The organism is Streptomyces sparsogenes (assembly GCF_001704635.1).
Taxonomy (GTDB): domain Bacteria; phylum Actinomycetota; class Actinomycetes; order Streptomycetales; family Streptomycetaceae; genus Streptomyces; species Streptomyces sparsogenes.
The window spans coordinates 17,351-35,669 of record NZ_MAXF01000076.1 but is presented as its reverse complement, the minus strand read 5'-3'; the positions used below and the strand labels follow the sequence as shown (position 1 = coordinate 35,669).

General features: G+C 72.0%; 17 protein-coding genes and 6 tRNA genes. 14 read left to right on the top strand and 9 right to left on the bottom strand.

The window, feature by feature from the left end; all coding sequences use genetic code 11:
- A partial coding sequence (locus BBH68_RS15065; protein ID WP_483855353.1) for a Rossmann-fold NAD(P)-binding domain-containing protein occupies positions 1-424 on the top strand: 424 nt, incomplete at its 5' end.
- Between the two features lie 377 nt (positions 425-801).
- On the top strand, positions 802-1,062 hold the full coding sequence (locus BBH68_RS15060) for a DUF3073 domain-containing protein (RefSeq protein ID WP_065962612.1): 261 nt from the start codon (positions 802-804) through the stop codon (positions 1,060-1,062).
- A gap of 120 nt (positions 1,063-1,182) precedes the next feature.
- On the opposite strand, the gene purM is transcribed toward BBH68_RS15060, so the two are convergent.
- The 6 genes from purM to purS all read right to left on the bottom strand — a co-directional run bounded on the left by purM (position 1,183) and on the right by purS (position 8,257).
- Entirely contained in the window at positions 1,183-2,265 is a 1,083-nt protein-coding gene (purM, locus tag BBH68_RS15055; RefSeq protein ID WP_065962610.1) for a phosphoribosylformylglycinamidine cyclo-ligase, read from the bottom strand.
- 104 nt (positions 2,266-2,369) lie between these two features.
- Entirely contained in the window at positions 2,370-3,929 is a 1,560-nt protein-coding gene (purF, locus tag BBH68_RS15050; protein ID WP_065962607.1) for an amidophosphoribosyltransferase, read from the bottom strand.
- Positions 3,930-4,082: 153 nt separating this feature from the next.
- The gene (locus BBH68_RS15045; RefSeq protein WP_065962604.1) at positions 4,083-4,871 is read right to left on the bottom strand and encodes a maleylpyruvate isomerase family mycothiol-dependent enzyme; all 789 of its coding nucleotides are present in this window, start codon (positions 4,869-4,871) and stop codon (positions 4,083-4,085) included.
- Positions 4,872-5,046: 175 nt separating this feature from the next.
- Positions 5,047-7,296, bottom strand: coding sequence for a phosphoribosylformylglycinamidine synthase subunit PurL (gene purL, locus BBH68_RS15040; protein ID WP_065962603.1), 2,250 nt, complete (start codon positions 7,294-7,296; stop codon positions 5,047-5,049).
- Positions 7,293-7,973, bottom strand: coding sequence for a phosphoribosylformylglycinamidine synthase subunit PurQ (purQ, locus tag BBH68_RS15035; RefSeq protein ID WP_065962599.1), 681 nt, complete (start codon positions 7,971-7,973; stop codon positions 7,293-7,295). The genes purL and purQ overlap by 4 nt, the downstream gene beginning before the upstream one ends.
- On the bottom strand, positions 7,970-8,257 hold the full coding sequence (gene purS, locus BBH68_RS15030; protein ID WP_065962596.1) for a phosphoribosylformylglycinamidine synthase subunit PurS: 288 nt from the start codon (positions 8,255-8,257) through the stop codon (positions 7,970-7,972). The genes purQ and purS overlap by 4 nt, the downstream gene beginning before the upstream one ends.
- 307 nt (positions 8,258-8,564) lie before the next feature.
- On the opposite strand from purS, the gene BBH68_RS15025 reads away from it, so the two are divergent.
- The 10 genes from BBH68_RS15025 (at position 8,565) to BBH68_RS14980 (ending at position 13,769) form a co-directional block, all read left to right on the top strand.
- On the top strand, positions 8,565-8,882 hold the full coding sequence (locus tag BBH68_RS15025; RefSeq protein ID WP_065962594.1) for a histone-like nucleoid-structuring protein Lsr2: 318 nt from the start codon (positions 8,565-8,567) through the stop codon (positions 8,880-8,882).
- Between the two features lie 98 nt (positions 8,883-8,980).
- A tRNA-Gly gene (locus tag BBH68_RS15020) sits at positions 8,981-9,052 on the top strand.
- Positions 9,053-9,132: 80 nt separating this feature from the next.
- Positions 9,133-9,204, top strand: a tRNA-Gly gene (locus tag BBH68_RS15015).
- 80 nt (positions 9,205-9,284) lie between these two features.
- Positions 9,285-9,356 (top strand) — tRNA-Gly (locus BBH68_RS15010).
- A gap of 80 nt (positions 9,357-9,436) precedes the next feature.
- Positions 9,437-9,508: transfer RNA gene (locus tag BBH68_RS15005), tRNA-Gly, on the top strand.
- A gap of 78 nt (positions 9,509-9,586) precedes the next feature.
- A tRNA-Gly gene (locus tag BBH68_RS15000) sits at positions 9,587-9,662 on the top strand.
- Positions 9,663-9,802: 140 nt separating this feature from the next.
- Complete coding sequence (locus tag BBH68_RS14995; protein ID WP_245738068.1) at positions 9,803-10,825, top strand: ABC transporter ATP-binding protein; 1,023 nt, start codon at positions 9,803-9,805, stop codon at positions 10,823-10,825.
- The gene (locus BBH68_RS14990; RefSeq protein ID WP_065962592.1) at positions 10,822-11,682 is read left to right on the top strand and encodes an ABC transporter permease; all 861 of its coding nucleotides are present in this window, start codon (positions 10,822-10,824) and stop codon (positions 11,680-11,682) included. Before BBH68_RS14995 ends, BBH68_RS14990 begins: the two co-directional genes overlap by 4 nt.
- A gap of 138 nt (positions 11,683-11,820) precedes the next feature.
- Positions 11,821-13,152 carry a sensor histidine kinase gene (locus BBH68_RS14985; RefSeq protein ID WP_245738067.1) on the top strand — a complete coding sequence of 444 codons (1,332 nt, stop codon included), beginning with the start codon at positions 11,821-11,823 and terminating at the stop codon, positions 13,150-13,152.
- Positions 13,149-13,769, top strand: a complete 621-nt coding sequence (locus BBH68_RS14980) for a response regulator transcription factor (RefSeq protein WP_065962589.1) — start codon at positions 13,149-13,151, stop codon at positions 13,767-13,769. The genes BBH68_RS14985 and BBH68_RS14980 overlap by 4 nt, the downstream gene beginning before the upstream one ends.
- 162 nt (positions 13,770-13,931) lie before the next feature.
- Here BBH68_RS14980 and BBH68_RS14975 read toward each other — a convergent pair whose 3' ends face one another.
- Positions 13,932-14,693: an alpha/beta fold hydrolase gene (locus BBH68_RS14975; protein WP_065962588.1), complete on the bottom strand. Its 762-nt coding sequence runs from the start codon at positions 14,691-14,693 to the stop codon at positions 13,932-13,934.
- A gap of 86 nt (positions 14,694-14,779) precedes the next feature.
- Between BBH68_RS14975 and BBH68_RS14970 the strand changes: the two genes are divergently transcribed.
- Entirely contained in the window at positions 14,780-15,406 is a 627-nt protein-coding gene (locus BBH68_RS14970; RefSeq protein ID WP_065962585.1) for an alpha-ketoglutarate-dependent dioxygenase AlkB, read from the top strand.
- Positions 15,407-15,520: 114 nt separating this feature from the next.
- Positions 15,521-15,593: transfer RNA gene (locus tag BBH68_RS14965), tRNA-Gly, on the top strand.
- 117 nt (positions 15,594-15,710) lie between these two features.
- On the opposite strand, the gene BBH68_RS14960 is transcribed toward BBH68_RS14965, so the two are convergent.
- Entirely contained in the window at positions 15,711-16,631 is a 921-nt protein-coding gene (locus BBH68_RS14960) for a phosphoribosylaminoimidazolesuccinocarboxamide synthase (RefSeq protein ID WP_065962583.1), read from the bottom strand.
- A 140-nt stretch (positions 16,632-16,771) separates the two neighbouring features.
- Positions 16,772-18,289: a N,N-dimethylformamidase beta subunit family domain-containing protein gene (locus BBH68_RS14955; protein WP_065962579.1), complete on the bottom strand. Its 1,518-nt coding sequence runs from the start codon at positions 18,287-18,289 to the stop codon at positions 16,772-16,774.
- Positions 18,290-18,319: the final 30 nt, after the last annotated feature.

Sequence of the window (18,319 nt, the reverse complement as noted above, 5' to 3'; positions counted from 1 at the left end):
GGTCCGCTCCCGCCACCCCCAGGTGACGGCCGTCGCCGACACCGACGCCCTGATCCGCGCCGACCTCGACGTCTACGCCCCCTGCGCGCTCGGCGGGGCGCTCGACGACGCCACCGTGTCCGCACTGACCGCGCGCGTGGTGTGCGGGGCCGCCAACAACCAGCTGGCCCACCCGGGGGTCGAGAAGGACCTCGCCGACCGCGGGATCCTCTACGCCCCGGACTACGTCGTGAACGCCGGCGGTGTGATCCAGGTCGCGGACGAACTACACGGTTTCGATTTCGACCGGGCCAAGGCCAAGGCGGCCAAGATCTTCGACACGACGCTGGCCATATTCGATCGGGCAGAGGCCGACGGAATCCCGCCGGCCGCGGCCGCCGACCGGCTGGCCGAACAGCGCATGGCGGAGGGCCGCCGCCCCTAGGGACCGCCGGCGACCGCCGGAGGCCGTTCCGGGCCCTGCGGCAGCCCGCGCGCGGGCCCCTGTGGACGCTGCGTCACGGGGCCCGCACGGCGCCGTACGGGGCCGTCCCGGGGCCATCAGGGAGAGATCCCTCACGGCCCGTCGGCGGGTCGGCCTCCAAGACACGTTAAAATCGCAGCTGACCAGCGGGTACGGGGCTGTCCGCGGGTTGTGCGGCGTGGCACGTCATGCGGGCGACGTACCGTATGGCCACAGAAGCAGGTACCGTTGAAGCCCTACGGGCCGGGTTCTCTTTCGAGAGTCCGCTCCGCATTGTGAACGTGAACGCGTGTCAAGACTCTGGGGCCGTCGAGCCCCGTCGTTGAGGGGGTCGAGCCATGGGGCGCGGCCGGGCCAAGGCCAAGCAGACGAAGGTCGCCCGCCAGCTGAAGTACAACAGCGGTGGGACGGACCTCTCACGCCTGGCTGAGGAGCTGGGCGCATCGACATCGAGCCACCCGCCGAATGGCGAGCGGTTCGAGGACGATGAGCTGGACAACGACCCGTACGCACAGTACGCGGATCTGTACAACGACGACGAGGACGAGGACGACGCCGACGAGCAGTCGGGGCCGTCCGCGCAGCGTCGTCGCGCCTGACCCTTCCTTTCAGGTCGCGTCAGGCGCTCGGCTGCGAGCCGCACCTCCGCCGGTCCGGGGCAACCGCCTCGGACCGGCTTCTGTGCTGTCGTTGCCGGGTCGCCGGACCCGGCGGCGACCTCAGCTCGCGTAGTCACCGATCACCGACACCGCGTCGGCGTGCCCGGCGGTCCGCTCGACGATCTCGCCGCCGACCCAGGCGTCCACACCGCGGTCCGCGAGGGTGGCCAGCGCCACGTCGACCGACTCCTCCGGCACCACGGCGATCATGCCGACGCCCATGTTCAGGGTCTTCTCCAGCTCCGCCCGCTCGACCGAGCCGACCTTCCCGACCAGGCCGAAGACCGGGTCCGGGGTCCAGGTGGAGCGGTCGACCACGGCGTGCAGACCGTCGGGGATCACCCGCGCCAGGTTGTTGGCCAGCCCGCCGCCGGTGATGTGCGAGAAGGCGTGTACCTCGGTGGTGCGGGTGAGGGCCAGGCAGTCCAGCGAGTAGATCCGGGTGGGCTCCAGCAGCTCCTCGCCCAGCGCCCGGCCGAGCTCCGGAACCTCCCGGTCCAGGGACCAGCCGGCCCGCTCGAGGAGCACATGGCGGACGAGTGAGTACCCGTTCGAGTGAAGTCCGGACGACGCCATGGCGATCACGGCGTCACCCGTACGGATGCGATCCGCGCCCAGCACCCGGTCGGCCTCCACCACGCCCGTGCCGGCCCCGGCCACGTCGAACTCGTCGGCCCCCAGCAGCCCCGGGTGCTCGGCCGTCTCGCCGCCCACCAGCGCGCAGCCGGCCAGCACACAGCCCTCGGCGATGCCCTTGACGATGGCGGCGACCCGCTCCGGATACACCTTGCCGACACAGATGTAGTCGGTCATGAACAGCGGCTCGGCGCCGCACACCACCAGGTCGTCCACGACCATGCCGACCAGGTCGCGGCCGATGGTGTCGTAGACCCCCATCCGGCGCGCGAGGTCCACCTTGGTGCCGACCCCGTCGGTGGCCGAGGCCAGCAGCGGCCGCTCGTAGCGCTTGAGGGCGGAGGCGTCGAAGAGCCCGGCGAACCCGCCGAGACCGCCGACGACCTCGGGCCGGGTGGCCTTCTTCACCCACTCCTTCATCAGCTCGACCGCGCGGTCGCCCGCCTCGATGTCGACGCCCGCGCTCGCGTACGTGGACCCGGCCGCGCCCGGGGAAGGCTCAGACATGACGTTGAGATCTTTCGTGTGGTGGTGAGGGGAAGAGCGCTCTTCGGCGCCCTCCGTGGGCGCGCGTGCTCCCGTGCGGGGCTCCCGTGCGGGGACCGGCCCCGCTACGGGCGCCGCAGCGCGTCGGCGCCGCCGACGCCCGCGGTCAGCGTCGTGACACCGTCCGCGTCGCTGCGGCTCGGGGCCTGCGTCTCGGCTTCCAGGAGGTGCTTGCCGAGCAGCTCCGGGTCGGGGAGTTCCATCGGGTACTCGCCGTCGAAGCAGGCGCGGCACAGGTTCGGCTTGGCGATCGAGGTCGCCTCGATCATGCCGTCGATGGAGATGTACGCGAGCGAGTCGGCGCCCAGCGACTTGCCGATCTCCTCGACCGACAGCCCGTTGGCGATCAGCTCGGCGCGGGTCGCGAAGTCGATGCCGAAGAAGCACGGCCACTTGATGGGGGGGCTGCTGATGCGGATGTGCACCTCCGCCGCCCCGGCCTCGCGCAACATCCGGACCAGCGCGCGCTGGGTGTTGCCGCGGACGATCGAGTCGTCGACGACCACCAGGCGCTTGCCCCGGATGACCTCCTTGAGCGGGTTCAGCTTCAGCCGGATGCCCAGCTGGCGGATGGTCTGCGAGGGCTGGATGAAGGTCCGGCCCACGTACGCGTTCTTGACCAGCCCCGAGCCGTAGGGGATCCCGCTGGCCTCCGCGTAGCCCACGGCGGCCGGGGTGCCCGACTCCGGGGTGGCTATCACCAGGTCGGCGTCGGCCGGGGCCTCGGCGGCCAGCCGGCGGCCCATCTCCACCCGGGACAGGTACACGTTCCGGCCGGCGATGTCGGTGTCCGGGCGGGCCAGGTAGACGTACTCGAAGACACAGCCCTTGGGGCGGGCCTCGGCGAACCTCGTCGAGCGCAGCCCGTTCTCGTCGACCGCGATCATCTCGCCGGGCTCGATCTCCCGGATGAAGGTCGCGCCGACGATGTCCAGGGCGGCGGTCTCGGAGGCCACCACCCAGCCGCGCTCCAGGCGGCCGAGGACCAGCGGGCGGATGCCCTGCGGGTCGCGGGCCGCGTAGAGGGTGTGCTCGTCCATGAAGACGAGGCTGAAAGCGCCCTTGACCTTGGGCAGCACGATCGGGGCGGCCTGCTCGACGGTGAGCGGCTTGCCGTCCGCGTCGACCTGCCCCGCCAGCAGGGCGGTGACCAGGTCCGTGTCATTGGTCGCGGCGACCTGGGTGGCCCGGCCGTTGTCCCGCGGCAGCGCCGCGACCAGCTCGGCGAGCTCGGCCGTGTTGACCAGGTTTCCGTTGTGGCCCAGCGCGATCGAACCGTGGGCGGTCGCCCGGAACGTCGGCTGCGCGTTCTCCCACACCGAGGCACCGGTGGTGGAGTAACGGGCGTGACCGACCGCGATGTGGCCCTGGAGGGAGCTGAGGGAGGTCTCGTCGAAGACCTGGGAGACCAGGCCCATGTCCTTGAAGACCAGGATCTGGGAGCCGTTGCTCACCGCGATGCCCGCGGACTCCTGTCCACGGTGCTGCAGCGCGTACAGCCCGAAATAGGTGAGTTTGGAGACCTCTTCACCCGGAGCCCAGACACCGAAGACGCCACAAGCGTCCTGGGGGCCCTTCTCACCGGGGAGCAGGTCGTGGCTGAGTCGTCCGTCACCACGTGGCACGCCACCGAGTCTAGGCCAGTTCCGGAGCGGGTCGACACGAGGGAGCGCGAGGGGGGCGTAAGTCACATTCCCGGAAGACCCCCCTGAAGGCCCCCGGACGGCCACGCGGCAGACCCGCCGCAAGCCTCCCACGGGCCCCGCGGGCGGCGTCTCTCAGCCGAGAAGCGGCAGGTGGGGCGCGAGATCGGCGCGCTCGCCGCTGGCCGTGACCTCGGCCGACTCGACCGCCTCCCACCAGTCCGCGCGGCCCGTGGCGAGGCGGATCCAGGTCAGCGGGGTGGTCTCGACCACATTCGGGGGCGTGCCGCGGGTGTGCCGCGGACCCTCGACGCACTGGACCACCGCGTACGGCGGGACACGGACCTCCACCGACCCCCCGGGCGCCTTCGCCGCGAGCGCGTCCGCGAGCAGCCGGGTGGCGGCGGCCAGGGCCTGGCGGTCGTACGGGAGGGGGGTGCCGAGCGCCGCCGCCAGGTCGTCGGTGTGGACGACCAGCTCCACGCAGCGCGTGACCAGGAAGTCGTCGAGCCGCATCGCCCCCACCCGGGCCGCCAGCAGCCGCTCGCCCGGGACCGCCGGGACCAGCTCGGCGAAGCGCTCGGCGGCCCGGTCCAACAGCTCGGCCGGCTCGGCGCTCGCCGCCAGGGCGCGGGTGTCCTCGTCGATGTCGCCGGCGCGCGCCGCCGTCGCGGCCACCCAGCCGGTGACGGTCACCTCCCGCGCGGGCGGCGCGGGCTGTTCCAGGTGGCGGCCGGCCGCCTCCACCGCCATCGCCAGATGCGCGACCAGCTCGCGGACCGTCCAGCCGCCGAGCCGGGTCGGCCGCCCCAGCCGCTCCCCGTCCAGGCCGCGCACCGCCTCCCGTATGTGCTCGAACTGCGCGGCCACGGCGGCGCGCGTCTTGACCGGGTCGTATGTGCGGGCACGGGCGCGGGCGGGCATGTCGCCGAGCTTACTCACGGGCGTGGACACCCCGGGGACAGCGGCAGAGGATGGAAGCCACCAGGACATCGACATTTCGGACGAGTTCCGGCCCTGACTCCCGGCAGACGAGACCGCCCCGCTCCCTGTGTGACGGCAGGGAGCGGGGTCACATGTCGCGCTCGTTCGTCGCGGGTCAGGCGAGCAGACCCGGGATCGTCGCCTCGTGCGCCTCCCGGAGCTCCGCCAGCGGGATGCCGAACTGGCCCTGGACGTCGACCGCGTCGCCGTCCACCACGCCGATCCGGACCGCCGGAAGGCCCCGCGCCCCGCACATGTCCTTGAAGCGGAGCTCCTCGCTGCGCGGAACGGCCACCACGGCCCGGCCCGCCGACTCCGACAGCAGGAAGACGAACGGGTCGATCCCATCGGGCACCACGATCCGGGCGCCCTTGCCGCCGCGCAGACACGACTCGACGACCGCCTGGATCAGGCCACCGTCGGACAGGTCGTGCGCCGCGTCCACCATGCCGTCGCGCGAGGCCGAGATCAGGATCTCGGCGAGCAGCCGCTCCCGCTCCAGATCCACCTTCGGCGGCAGCCCGCCGAGGTGGTCGTGGACGGTCTGCGACCAGGCCGAGCCGCCGAACTCCTCGTCGGTGTCGCCGAGGAGGTACAGCAGATGACCCTCGTCCGCGAAGCCGATCGGGGTGCGGCGCGCCACGTCGTCGATCACGCCGAGGACCGCGACGACCGGCGTCGGGTGGATGGCCACGTCCCCGGTCTGGTTGTAGAGGGAGACATTGCCGCCGGTCACCGGGGTGCCCAGGGTCAGGCAGCCGTCGGCCAGACCACGGGTGGCCTCCGCGAACTGCCACATGACCGCCGGGTCCTCCGGCGAGCCGAAGTTCAGGCAGTCGGAGATCGCCAGCGGCTTGGCCCCGGAGGCGGCCACATTGCGGTACGCCTCGGCGAGCGCGAGCTGCGCCCCGGCGTACGGGTCGAGCTTGGCGTAGCGGCCGTTGCCGTCCGTGGCGACCGCGACGCCGAGGCCGGTCTCCTCGTCGACGCGGACCATGCCGGAGTCCTCGGGCTGGGCGAGGACCGTGTTGCCCTGCACAAAGCGGTCGTACTGGTCGGTGATCCAGGACTTGGACGCCTGGTTCGGGGCGGAGACGACCTTGAGGACCTGCTCGCGCAGCTCGGCGGGGGTCGCCGGGCGGGGCAGCTTGTTCGCGTCGTCGGCCTGGAGCGCGTCCTGCCACTCCGGGCGGGCGTACGGGCGCTCGTAGACCGGGCCCTCGTGGGCGACCGTGCGCGGCGGGACGTCGACGATCTGCTCGCCGTGCCAGAAGATCTCCAGCCGCTCGCCGTCGGTGACCTCGCCGATGACGGTGGCGATCACGTCCCACTTCTCGCAGATCTCCAGGAAGCGGGCGACCTTGTCGGGCTCGACGATCGCACACATCCTTTCCTGCGACTCGCTCATGAGGATTTCCTCGGGCGACAGGCTCGCGTCGCGCAGCGGCACGGTGTCCAGCTCGACCCGCATGCCGCCGGAGCCGGCCGAGGCCAGCTCGCTGGTGGCGCAGGAGAGCCCGGCGCCGCCGAGGTCCTGGATGCCGGCGACCAGCTTCTCCCTGAAGATCTCCAGGGTGCACTCGATGAGCAGCTTCTCCTGGAAGGGGTCGCCGACCTGCACGGCGGGGCGCTTGGTGGGCTTTGTGTCATCGAACGTCTCGGAGGCGAGCACGGACACGCCGCCGATGCCGTCGCCGCCGGTGCGGGCGCCGTAGAGGATGACCTTGTTGCCGGCGCCTGAGGCCTTGGCGAGGTGGATGTCCTCATGCTTCATGACGCCCACGCACAACGCGTTGACCAGCGGGTTGCCCTGGTAGCAGGGGTCGAAGACGACCTCGCCGCCGATGTTGGGCAGGCCCAGGCAGTTGCCGTAGCCGCCGATGCCCGCGACCACGCCGGGCAGCACCCGCTTGGTGTCGGGGTGGTCGGCGGCGCCGAAGCGCAGCGGGTCCATCACGGCGACCGGGCGGGCGCCCATGGCGAGGATGTCGCGGACGATGCCGCCGACGCCGGTGGCCGCGCCCTGGTACGGCTCGATGTAGGAGGGGTGGTTGTGCGACTCGACCTTGAAGGTGACCGCGTAGCCCTGGCCGACGTCGACCACCCCCGCGTTCTCGCCGATGCCGACGAGCAGCGCGTCGTTCTCAGGGGCCTTCTCGCCGAACTGCCGCAGGTGGACCTTGCTCGACTTGTACGAGCAGTGCTCGGACCACATGACGGAGTACATGGCCAGCTCGGCGCCGGTCGGGCGGCGGCCGAGGATGGTGCGGATGCGCTCGTACTCGTCCTGCTTGAGGCCGAGCTCGGCCCAGGGCTGCTGGACGTCCGGGGTCTGTTCGGCGTGCTTGATGGTGTCGAGGGTCATGCGTCGACCAGCTTCTTGAGGATCGAGGTGAAGAATCCGAGCCCGTCGGTGCGGCCGGTGCCGATCAGCGGCTCGACGGCGTGCTCGGGGTGCGGCATGAGACCGACGACATTGCCCGCCTCGTTGGTGATGCCGGCGATGTCGCGCAGCGAACCGTTCGGATTCACGTCCCGATAGCGGAAGACGACACGGCCCTCGGCTTCGAGTTCGTCCAGGACCCGCTCGTCGGCCACATAGCGGCCGTCGATGTTCTTCAGCGGGATGTTGATCTCCTGGCCCTGCTCGTAGGAGCGGGTCCAGGCGGTCTCCGCGTTTTCCACTCGCAACTTTTGATCACGGCAGATGAAGTGCAGATGGTTGTTCCGCAGCATCGCGCCGGGCAGAAGATGAGTCTCGGTGAGAACCTGGAAGCCATTGCAGATGCCAAGCACGGGCATGCCCGCCTTCGCCTGCCCGATCACCGACTCCATTACCGGGGAGAAGCGGGAGATCGCTCCGGCCCGCAGATAGTCGCCATAGGAGAAGCCCCCGGGCAGCACGACCGCGTCGACCTGCTTGAGGTCCTTGTCGCGGTGCCACAGCGGCACGGCCTCCAGCCCGGCGACCCGCACCGCGCGCTGGGTGTCGCGGTCGTCGAGGGTGCCGGGGAAGGTGATGACTCCGACGCGTACGGTCACGACTCCGCCTTCGCGGCGAGGGCGGCCGAATCGGCCTGGTCGGCCTCGATCCGCACATCGAAGTCCTCGATCACGGTGTTCGCGAGGAAGGTTTCCGCGATCTCTCGGATACGGGCGAGGGCGGCGTCGTCGACCGGGCCCTCCACCTCGAGTTCAAAGCGCTTGCCCTGACGGACGTCGGAGATCCCTTCGAAACCGAGGCGGGGCAGCGCGCGCTGCACCGCCTGGCCCTGGGGGTCGAGGATCTCCGGCTTGAGCATGACGTCGACTACGACGCGTGCCACTGGCACTCCCGGTGGTGTGGTGCTGGTGCGTAAGGCGGTGGCCCAAGCCTACCCCGAGGAAAAGTCTACGCGAGTAGATAAGGTGGCCCTTCCGTCACGTTTAAGCATCGGCGGCGACATCCGCTGGGGAAAGTTCCCGGAAAAACGTATGGTCCCGATTGCGGCCTGACACGCGGGCGGAAATAGCAGGGCTTCACAATGCAATGCTCGCCGCTGTACAAATGAAAAAGCATTGTTCACTAACAACAGGACAGCTGCCATCTTTGCACGTCAACGCATCGATGCAGCCCGAAAGGACCGATATCCCGTGGCGCAGCGCGTAGTAGTCACGCTCTCCGACGACATCGACGGGGGTCAGGCGGAGGAGACGGTCTCGTTCGGACTTGACGGCAAGGCGTACGAGATCGACCTCAACGCTGCCAATGCGAAGAAACTCCGCGGTCTTCTCGCCCCGTACGTGGAAGCGGGCCGCAAGCGGTCCCGCTCAGGCAAGGCCTACCGCCGCACCTCCGTCGCCCCCGACCCGGCCGCCGTCCGCGCCTGGGCGCGGTCGCACGGCATGGAGGTCCCGCCGCGCGGCCGGATCCCCAAGAAGGTCTACGAGGCGTTCAACGCGGCGAACTGAACGGGCCGCGCAGCCGAGTTGCACACCACCCCCGATGATCCGCTAGAGTCTGGAACACGCCGAGGGGCGAGGCCGAAAGGCCAAAACCCCGAGGACACGCGGGTGTAGCTCAGTAGTAGAGCGCCCTCTTTCCAAGAGGGAGGCGCAGTGTGCAATCCCTGTCACCCGCTCTCATCGCCTCGCCGAACCACTCCGGTGGATCGGGTAAGGTGATGGACACGCCGATCGGCGCGAGTCGATCGGAAGCCATGCGGGTGTAGCTCAGTAGTAGAGCGCCCTCTTTCCAAGAGGGAGGCGCAGTGTGCAATCCCTGTCACCCGCTCTCATCGCCTCGCCGAACCACTCCGGTGGATCGGGTAAGGTGATGGACACGCCGATCGGCGCGAGTCGATCGGAAGCCATGCGGGTGTAGCTCAGTAGTAGAGCGCCCTCTTTCCAAGAGGGAGGCGCAGTGTGCAATCCCTGTCACCCGCTCTCATCGCCTCGCCGAACCACTCCGGTGGATCGGGTAAGGTGATGGACACGCCGATCGGCGCGAGTCGATCGGAAGCCATGCGGGTGTAGCTCAGTAGTAGAGCGCCCCCTTTCCAAGGGGGAGGCGCAGTGTGCGATCCCTGTCACCCGCTCTCATCCTCTGCACGACCACTCCGGTGGATCAGGTAGAGTGGTGTTCGCGCCGATTGGTGAAAGCCGGTCGGAGGCATGCGGACGTGGCTCAGTTGGTAGAGCATCACCTTGCCAAGGTGAGGGTCGCGAGTTCGAATCTCGTCGTCCGCTCCATCGCCTGAAGGCGCCGGTCGAAACGACCGGCGCCTTCAGGCTTTTGTGGCGTGTGGGCCCGCGTGCTCGCTGACATTTGTCATCCGGGCTCATGACAGCCCGCACTACCCGGGCCCGGCGGGCGCCGGAAGCCTGGAGACATGGATCTCGGGGACAGCGCGGTGGACGGCCGCGCGATACACGTCACAGAACTGCGGCGCAGATACGGAGGCGGCTCCGGCACCGCCCGGGGCCGGGGCGCCGCCAAGGCCCTGGGCGCCTCGAAGGCCCAGGACCGCGGCTTCGAGGCCGTGCGCGGCGTCTCGTTCTCCGTGGCGCACGGCGAGCTGTTCGCGCTGCTGGGCACGAACGGCGCCGGGAAGACCTCGACCGTCGAGCTGCTGGAGGGGCTGGCCGCCCCGACCGCCGGCCGGGTGCGGGTGCTGGGCCACGACCCGTACCGCGAGCGGGCCGAGGTGCGGCCGCGGATCGGCGTGATGCTCCAGGAGGGCGGCTTCCCCTCCGAATTGACCGCGGCCGAGACCGTCCGGCTGTGGGCGGGCTGCACCAGCGGGGCGCGGCCGGCCGGCGAGGCCCTGGAGCTGGTGGGGCTCGCCCGGCGCCGGGACGTACGGGTCAAGATGCTCTCCGGCGGGGAGCGGCGCCGCCTGGACCTGGCGCTCGCGCTGCTCGGCCGGCCGGAGGTGCTCTTCCTCGACGAGCCGACGACCGGCCTCGATGTGGAGGGGCGGCGCGAGACCTGGGAGCTGGTGCGGGCCCTGCGCGACGAGGGCACCACCGTCGTGCTCACCACGCACTACCTGGAGGAGGCCGAGTCGCTGGCCGACCGGCTCGCGATCATGCACGAGGGGCGGATCGCCGCCTCGGGGCGGGTCGCGGACATCGTGGCCGAGCGCCCCTCGCGGCTCTCCTTCACCCTCCCCGCCCCCTTCTCCGCCACCGACCTGCCCTCGCTCGCCCGCCTCGGCGCCACCGAGCGCGAGACGGACGGGCGGACGGTACGGCTGCGCACCCGGGACCTCCAGCGCACGGCGACCGAGGTGCTGGTGTGGGCGCGGGACAAGGGGCTCGAACTGGGCGCCCTCGACGCCCGGTCGGCGTCCCTGGAGGAAGCGTTCCTGCATATCGCCCAGGGCCTGGAGAAGACGGGGGACCCCCGATGACCGACACGACCACGACGCCCGGCACACCCGGCGCTCCCCGCACGTCCGGCACGCGCCGCACGACCGCGAGGCCCACCACGACCGCCGCGCCCCGCACGACCGCGCGCGCCCGCGTCGTCTCGCTCGGCCGGGCCGAACTCACCCTGCTGGTGCGGAACAAGGCGGCGCTCACCTACGCCCTGCTGCTGCCCGGCTCGCTCACCCTCAGCATGACCACCTTCACCAGCGACATCGACCTCGACAAGGCCGGTCTGTCCCTGGCCACGCTGGTGCTCCCCGGCTCGATCGGCCTCGCGCTGATCCTGGCCGTGTACATGAACCTCGTGGGCGTCTATGTCATCCGGCGCGAGGAACTGGTCCTCAAGCGGCTGCGCGCCGGTGAGCTGACCGACCCGGAGATCCTCGCCGGGGCGGCGCTCCCCGCCGTGCTGATGGGGCTGGTGCAGTGCGTGCTGATGGTCGCCGCGGTGGGGCCGTCGCTGGACGCGCCGATGCCGAAGGCGCCGCATCTGGCCGTCCTCGGGGTGGCGGCCGGGCTGGCCCTGATGGTCGCGCTGGCCGCCGCGACCGCGGTCTACACCAAGACCGCGGAATCCGCGCAGCTCACGCCCATGCCGGTGATGCTGGTGTCGATGCTGGCCTCGGGTCTTTTCGTACCGCTCGACGTCATGCCGGACCGGGTGGCGGCGGTGTGCGCGTGGGCGCCGATGACCCCGGTGATCGACCTCCTGCGGGCCGGGTGGACCGGCGGCATGGGCGCGGGCGAGGTGCTGAAGGCCCTGGCCACGGCGGCGGCCTGGACGGCCCTGGCAGGGTGGACCGTACGCCGCCGGTTCCCCTGGGAGCCCCGGCGCTGACGGATCTTGGTTCGCGGTGAGTATGAGACAGCGACACGCCATGGCATCGGCGTGTCGCTGTCTCATACTCACCGCAAAAACACAGGAGATGGGGGACCGGTGATACGCCGATGGCGGCGGCGCAGCCGACAGGTGCGCGTGGAGCTGCTCACGCGGTGGACGCTGTACGCGCTGCCCTGGATCATGCTGGTCGTCATGGCGGGGCCGCTGCCCGGCAGGCTCCGGGACGAGGGCGTGGCCGGCGGGCTGGCCTGGGCGCAGCTCGGCCTCTCGGCGGTCCAGAGCGTGCTGGCGATCCCGCTGCTGCGGCGGGGGATCGAACACCGGCGGCGCGAGCGGGAGGTGCCGTGGGGGCTGTTGGCGCTCGCGACCGTGCCGATGGTGGCGGGGCAGGGGGTGGGGGTGGCGGTCCTGTCCACGGTGGGGGCGCCGGACGGCTCGGCGTTCATGACGGCGGTGACGATGAACACGCTGCCGTTCTCCCTCTCGTCCGCCCTGCTGCTGTCCGTACGCGCCTTCATCCTGCTGCACGCGGGGATCGGCGCGGCGACGCTCGCGGCGCTGGCCGTCGCCGGGGAGGGCCCCTTCATGGTGGTGGGCTCCGCCTTCGCGGTGCTTCTGATGGCCGCCCTGGCCCTGTTCACGGTGCGCAGCTCGATCTGGATGCTGGTGGTGATGTGGGAGCTGGACGCGAGCCGGGAGGTGCAGGCGCGGCTCGCGGTGGCGGAGGAGCGGCTGCGGTTCGGCCGGGATCTCCACGATGTGATGGGCCGCAACCTGGCGGTGATCGCGCTCAAGAGCGAGCTGGCGGTGCAACTGGCGCGGCGCGGGAGGCCGGAGGCCGCCGAGCAGATGGCGGAGGTGCAGCGGATCGCGCAGGAGTCTCAGCGGGAGGTGCGGGACGTGGTGCGCGGCTACCGGGGGGCGGATCTGCAGGTGGAGCTGGCGGGTGCGCGGTCGCTGCTGCGGGCGGCCCGCGTCGACTGCCGGATCGAATACCCGGGCGGGGACGGGGGCGTGGATGAGGGCGGGGGTGAGGGCGGGGGCGGGGGCTGGGCCGGGGGGCTGCCGGCGGCGGTGCGGTCGGCGCTCGGGTGGGTGGTGCGCGAGGGCACGACCAACGTCCTGCGGCACGCGGAGGCCGCCCGCTGCACGGTGCGGGTCGCGCTGAGCCGGACGGCGGACGGGGGCCGTACGGCGGTGCTCGTCATGGAGAATGACGGGGTCTCGGACCTGGGCACATCCGCGTCCGCGGGCACTGCGGGCACCGCTGGGAACGGGCTCAAGGGGCTGCGGGAGCGGCTGGCGCCGCTCGGCGGCACGCTGTGGTCAGGACCCGGGGAGGGCGGGACGTACCGGCTGCGGGCCGAGCTCCCGCTGTCCGCGGACCCGGGGCGCGAGGGGCGCGAGGGGCGGCAAGGACGGGAAGGGCGCGAGGGACGCCAGGGGCGCGAAGGGGGCGGCGTATGAGCGGGACATCCCCGATCCGGGTGCTGCTCGCGGACGACGAGCATCTGATCCGGGGCGCCCTGGCCGCCCTGCTGTCGCTCGAAGAGGACCTGCTGGTCGTCGCGGAGGCCGCGTCCGGGCCCGAGGCGCTGGCGATGGCGCGGGCGCACCGGCCCGATGTGGCGGTGCTCGACCTGCAGATGCCGGGGGCGGACGGGGTGTCGGTGGCCGCCTCGCTACGGTCCGAGCTGCCGGACTGCCGCGCCATGATCGTCACCAGCCACGGCCGCCCGGGCCACCTCAAGCGGGCGCTGGAGGCCGGGGTGCGGGGCTTTCTGCCCAAGACCGCGTCGGCCCGGCGGCTGGCCGAGATCATCCGTACGGTGCACGGCGGCAACCGCTACATCGACCCCGACCTGGCGGCCGACGCGATCAGCGCGGGCGACTCCCCGCTCACCGCGCGGGAGGCGGAGCTGCTGGAGCTGGCGGCGGACGGGGCGTCCATCGCGGAGATCGCCCAGCGGGCCGGGCTCTCCCAGGGGACGGTGCGCAACTACCTGTCCTCGGCCGCGTCCAAGATCCCGGCCGAGAACCGGCACGCGGCGGCCCGTATGGCGCGGGAGCGGGGCTGGATCTAGGGTCCGTCTTCAAAGGGGGCGTCCGGCCGCGAGCGGCGTCTGGTGCGGTGCATCGCAAGGCGGAGGATCGCCCTCGTACTGGGCGTACTCGGGCGACTCCGACAACGCAGCGAGGTGCCGTGCCAGGCGTCGTGAGCAGGGCGCCCCCTTTGAAGACGGACCCTAGCGGCCTGAAACCAGCGGTGAGGTCAAGCTGCCGGAGCCAGCGGTTCGATCCGGCGGCCCGCTCCAGGCGGCCGCCTCGGTCAGGATGCGGGCCAGCTCCCGGGGCCGGGAGAACATCGGCCAGTGGCCGGTGTCCAGCTCGACCAGCCGCCAGCGCTCGCTCTTCAGCAGCTCCGCCACGTCGTCGCTCGGCTCGGGCCCGTCGAGCAGGCACTTGACGTATGTCGCCGGAAGCTCGCCGAGTGGGCGCGTCAGCTCGGCTGGCTCGGTCAGGGAGGCGCCCGGGTGGGGTGTCGCGCCGCCGACGAACCGGGCGATCTGCTCGTCGGTGAGGCCCTGGCCGGCGCACTCGGCCGCGGTCAGAGGCGCCCAGAAGCCGCCGTTCCCGGCGAGTGCCGCCGCGAACTCCGCCGCGCCCCGCCACCAGCGCGAGGCGAAGGACTCCCCGTCCGCCGGGACATTGGAGTCGACGAACACCACCCGCGCCAGCCGGTCGCCGATCCGCTCGGCGGCCTGGCCGGCCGGGATGCCCGAGTAGCTGTGGCCGACGAGGACGACATCGCGCAGATCGAGCCGCTCCACCTCGCCGACGATGTCCGCCACATGCGTCCGCTGCCCGGCCGGCACGCCGCGCTTCTCGGCGAGCCCGGACAGCGTCAGCGCATGGGCGCCGTGCCCGGCCGCCCGTAGCTCCGGCATCACCTCGTCCCACGCCCACGCCCCCAGCCATGCGCCCGCCACCAGTACGAATTCAGCCATGCGCGGACCGTAACCCAGGGCCCACGCCGCCCGCAGTCGAACCATCAAATCGCACAGGTATTCGGTACGCCGGTTATCCTGGACCCATGCCCCCGTACCTCCAGGGCTCGCTCTTCGACCAGACCGACGACATCCGTCTCGGCCCGCTGGACGGTCTCCGCCGGACCGTGCTCGGCGACGGGGCGTGGATCGATCTGCTGCCGGGGTGGCTGAGCGGGGCCGACGCGCTGTTCGCGCGGCTCGCCGAGGAGGTGCCCTGGCGGGCGGAGCGGCGGCACATGTACGACCAGGTGGTGGCCGTGCCTCGGCTGCTCGCCTTCTACGGCGCGGGCGACGCGCTGCCGCACCCCGTCCTGGACGAGGCCCGCGCCGCGCTCTCCGCGCATTACGCCGCCGAGCTCGGCGAGCCGTTCACCACCGCCGGGCTCTGCTACTACCGGGACGGCCGGGACAGCGTGGCCTGGCACGGCGACCGGCTCGGCCGGGGCGCCCACCAGGACACCATGGTCGCCATCCTGTCCGTCGGCGCGCCGCGCGACCTCACGCTGCGCCCGCGCGGCGGCGGGCCCGCCGTGCGGCGGCCGCTCGGACACGGCGATCTGATCGTGATGGGCGGCTCCTGCCAGCGGACCTGGGAGCACGCGATCCCCAAGAGCACCCGGGCCACGGGGGCGCGGATCAGCATCCAGTTCCGGCCCCATGACGTCGGCTGATGGCGGGAACGGGGGCCCTGGCGGGCCACGAGGTAGTTCCCCCGTCGCGGGTTTGGTTATAGTGGATGCGCGCCGGACGGAATCCGCCCCGATCGGACGGAAGACGCGGCGCATGCGGACGTAGCTCAGTTGGTAGAGCGCAACCTTGCCAAGGTTGAGGTCGCGAGTTCGAGCCTCGTCGTCCGCTCTGTGAGGAAGGCCCTGGCCGTATCGGCCAGGGCCTTCGTCGTGCTGCCGCTGCCCCGCACCGCGGGGCCCCCGCGGCCGGGCCCCGGCGCAAGGGGGCCCGGCGGGCGGGAGCGGGTCAGGACCAGCGGGTGCCGGTCAGGCGCTCGTACGCCTCCGCGTACTTGGCCCGCGTCCGCTCCACGATCTCCTCCGGCAGCGGGGGCGGCGGCTGCTCGCCGTGGCGGTCCCAGCCGGAGGCCGGGGAGGTCAGCCAGTCGCGGACGAACTGCTTGTCGAAGGACGGCTGCGCGCGCCCGGGCTGCCACTGGTCGGCGGGCCAGAAGCGGGAGGAGTCGGGGGTCAGCACCTCGTCGGCGAGGATCAGTTCCTCCCCGTCCGAGCCGCCCTCGGCGTCGGCGCAGCCGAACTCGAACTTGGTGTCGGCGAGGATGATCCCCCGGTCGCGGGCGATGTCACGGCCCCGGTTGTAGACCGCGAGCGTGGCCTGGCGGAGCTGGGCGGCGGTCTCGGCGCCGACCCGGCGGGCCACCTCCTCGTACGGCACGTTCTCGTCGTGCTCGCCGACCTCGGCCTTGGTGGCCGGGGTGAAGATCGGGGAGGGCAGCTCGGAGCCGTCGACCAGGCCCTCCGGCAGCGCGATCCCGCACACCGTCCGGCTCTCCCGGTACTCGGCCAGGCCCGAGCCGGTCAGATAGCCGCGGGCCACGCACTCCACCGGGAGCATCCGCAGCGAGCGGCACACCAGCGTGCGGCCCGCCCAGTCGGCGGGGGCGCCCTCGGGCACCTCGGTGGACAGGACGTGGTTGGGCACCAGGTCGATGAACTGGTCGAACCACCACAGGGAGAGCTGGGTGAGGATCTTGCCCTTCTCGGGGATCTCGGTCGGCAGCACCCAGTCGAAGGCCGACATCCGGTCGCTGGCGACCATGACCAGGTCGCCCCTCTCGTTCCGGTAGAGGTCGCGCACCTTGCCTGTGTGCAGGTGCACAAGGCCCGGGACCTCCACCGGCTCGGGCTTCTCCACGAATCCGGACACGGTTCCTCCTGGTGGGTTTGTCCAAGGACCCCACGATTCTGCCCCACGCCCCGGCCCGCGACCGAGGCGGGGCACACCGGGCGTGGCCTGCGGCTTTCAGCCCCGCTCCGGTTCGGCTCCGGTCCTGCTCGGGGCCGGGCTCAGTCCCGTTTGCAGATGCGGTCCAGAAGGTTGGCGGTGGCCCGCTGCACCCGTACGTCGGTGTGGCCGGGCCGGTCGAGGGCCGGGGTCCAGGCGAAGGTGCCGGAGGCGAAGACCAGGGCGCCGCTGGGGGCGCGGTACAGCGAGGTGTCCTGGTGCCGGGTGACGCCCCCGGCGTCCCGGTACGGGGAGTGGGCGAGCAGGATCCGGCGCAGGTGCTCGGGCAGACAGGTGCGCGGGAAGTAGCGGTCGGCCTCCCCCGCGACCAGGCCGGGCAGCTCGTCGCCCTCGTCCGCGCCCGTCGCCTCCCACAGCCAGTGGCTCGCGTTCCGCACGATCAGCGGGGCCGGCTGGGGCACCGGGCCCGCGTACTGGATGCCCAGGAGCTGCTGCTCGGGCGCGGTCTCCCGCCACTGCGCGGAGCGGCCGGGGCCGCGGCGCTTGTGGCAGGTCAGCAGGCGGTCCGGGCCGGAGGGCGAGTCCACGAGGCCGACCTGCCAGTACATGGTGTTGGCGGAGAGGAAGACCAGCGAGGTGCCGCTGTCGCGGGCCCTCTCGACGCTGCGCCGCAGCGGCGCCGACCAGTACTCGTCGTGGCCGGGGAAGACCAGGCCGCGGTAGCGGGTGGGGTCCACGCGGCCCGCGTGCAGATCGCGGGACTCGGCGTACGCCAGGTCGTAGCCGAGGCGCTCGGCCCAGCGGATGAAGTCGTACGCGTGGCCGATGTGCAGGGGCAGCCCGGCGCCCGCGTACGGCCGGTCGAAGGAGACCGTGACGGCGGCCTGCGACTCGCCGAGCAGCCGGCCGCGCTCGTCCCACGCGTGGTAGAGGCTGGCGCCGGTCCGGCCGTCCTCGGGGTAGAGGTTGTACGCCTGCCAGGTGATGTCCGGCAGGACGAGCAGGAGATCGGCGGGGTGGGTGTCGCGGACGGTGAAGGGGATGTGGTTGCGGTAGCCGTCGGCGGTGGTCAGGACGGCGACGTACGCGCCGGCGTGCCAGTACGAGGGGATCTGGAGCCGCCACGACAGCCACCAGTGGTGGCAGGAGACGGTGCGGTCGGCGGTGAGCGGGGGCGACTGGACGATGCCGGCCAGGCGCGGGCTGCTGGTCATCTTGGCGGCGCCGTCGCCGCCGTAGTGGCCGATGCGGTAGACGTCGACGCTGAACTGCTGGGGCGGGTCGACGGTGATCCTGAAGTCGATGGACTCGCCGGGGGCGGCGGCGGAGGCGGAGGCGAAGCCCTTGATCTGGCGGTGGACGTCGTCGGCGGTCCGGATGGACGGGCCCTGGCCGGGGCCCTCGGCGGCCTCCTGGCCTCCCGTGACGCTGGTGACTGCTGTGGCCGCCGTGGCTCCTGTGGCCGGGTCCTGGTCCACGTACCACGGGACCAGGCGGCCATCGCCGAAGTAGGTCTGCCTGCCCCGCAGCCACGGCAGGGGGCCCTGGCCGAAGGGGCCCGTCACCGCGTGGGCGAGCGCTCCCGACTCCCAGCGCCGGACCGGTTCCCTGGCGTCCACGACTGGTCCCCTCCCTGCGTCCCCCGGCCT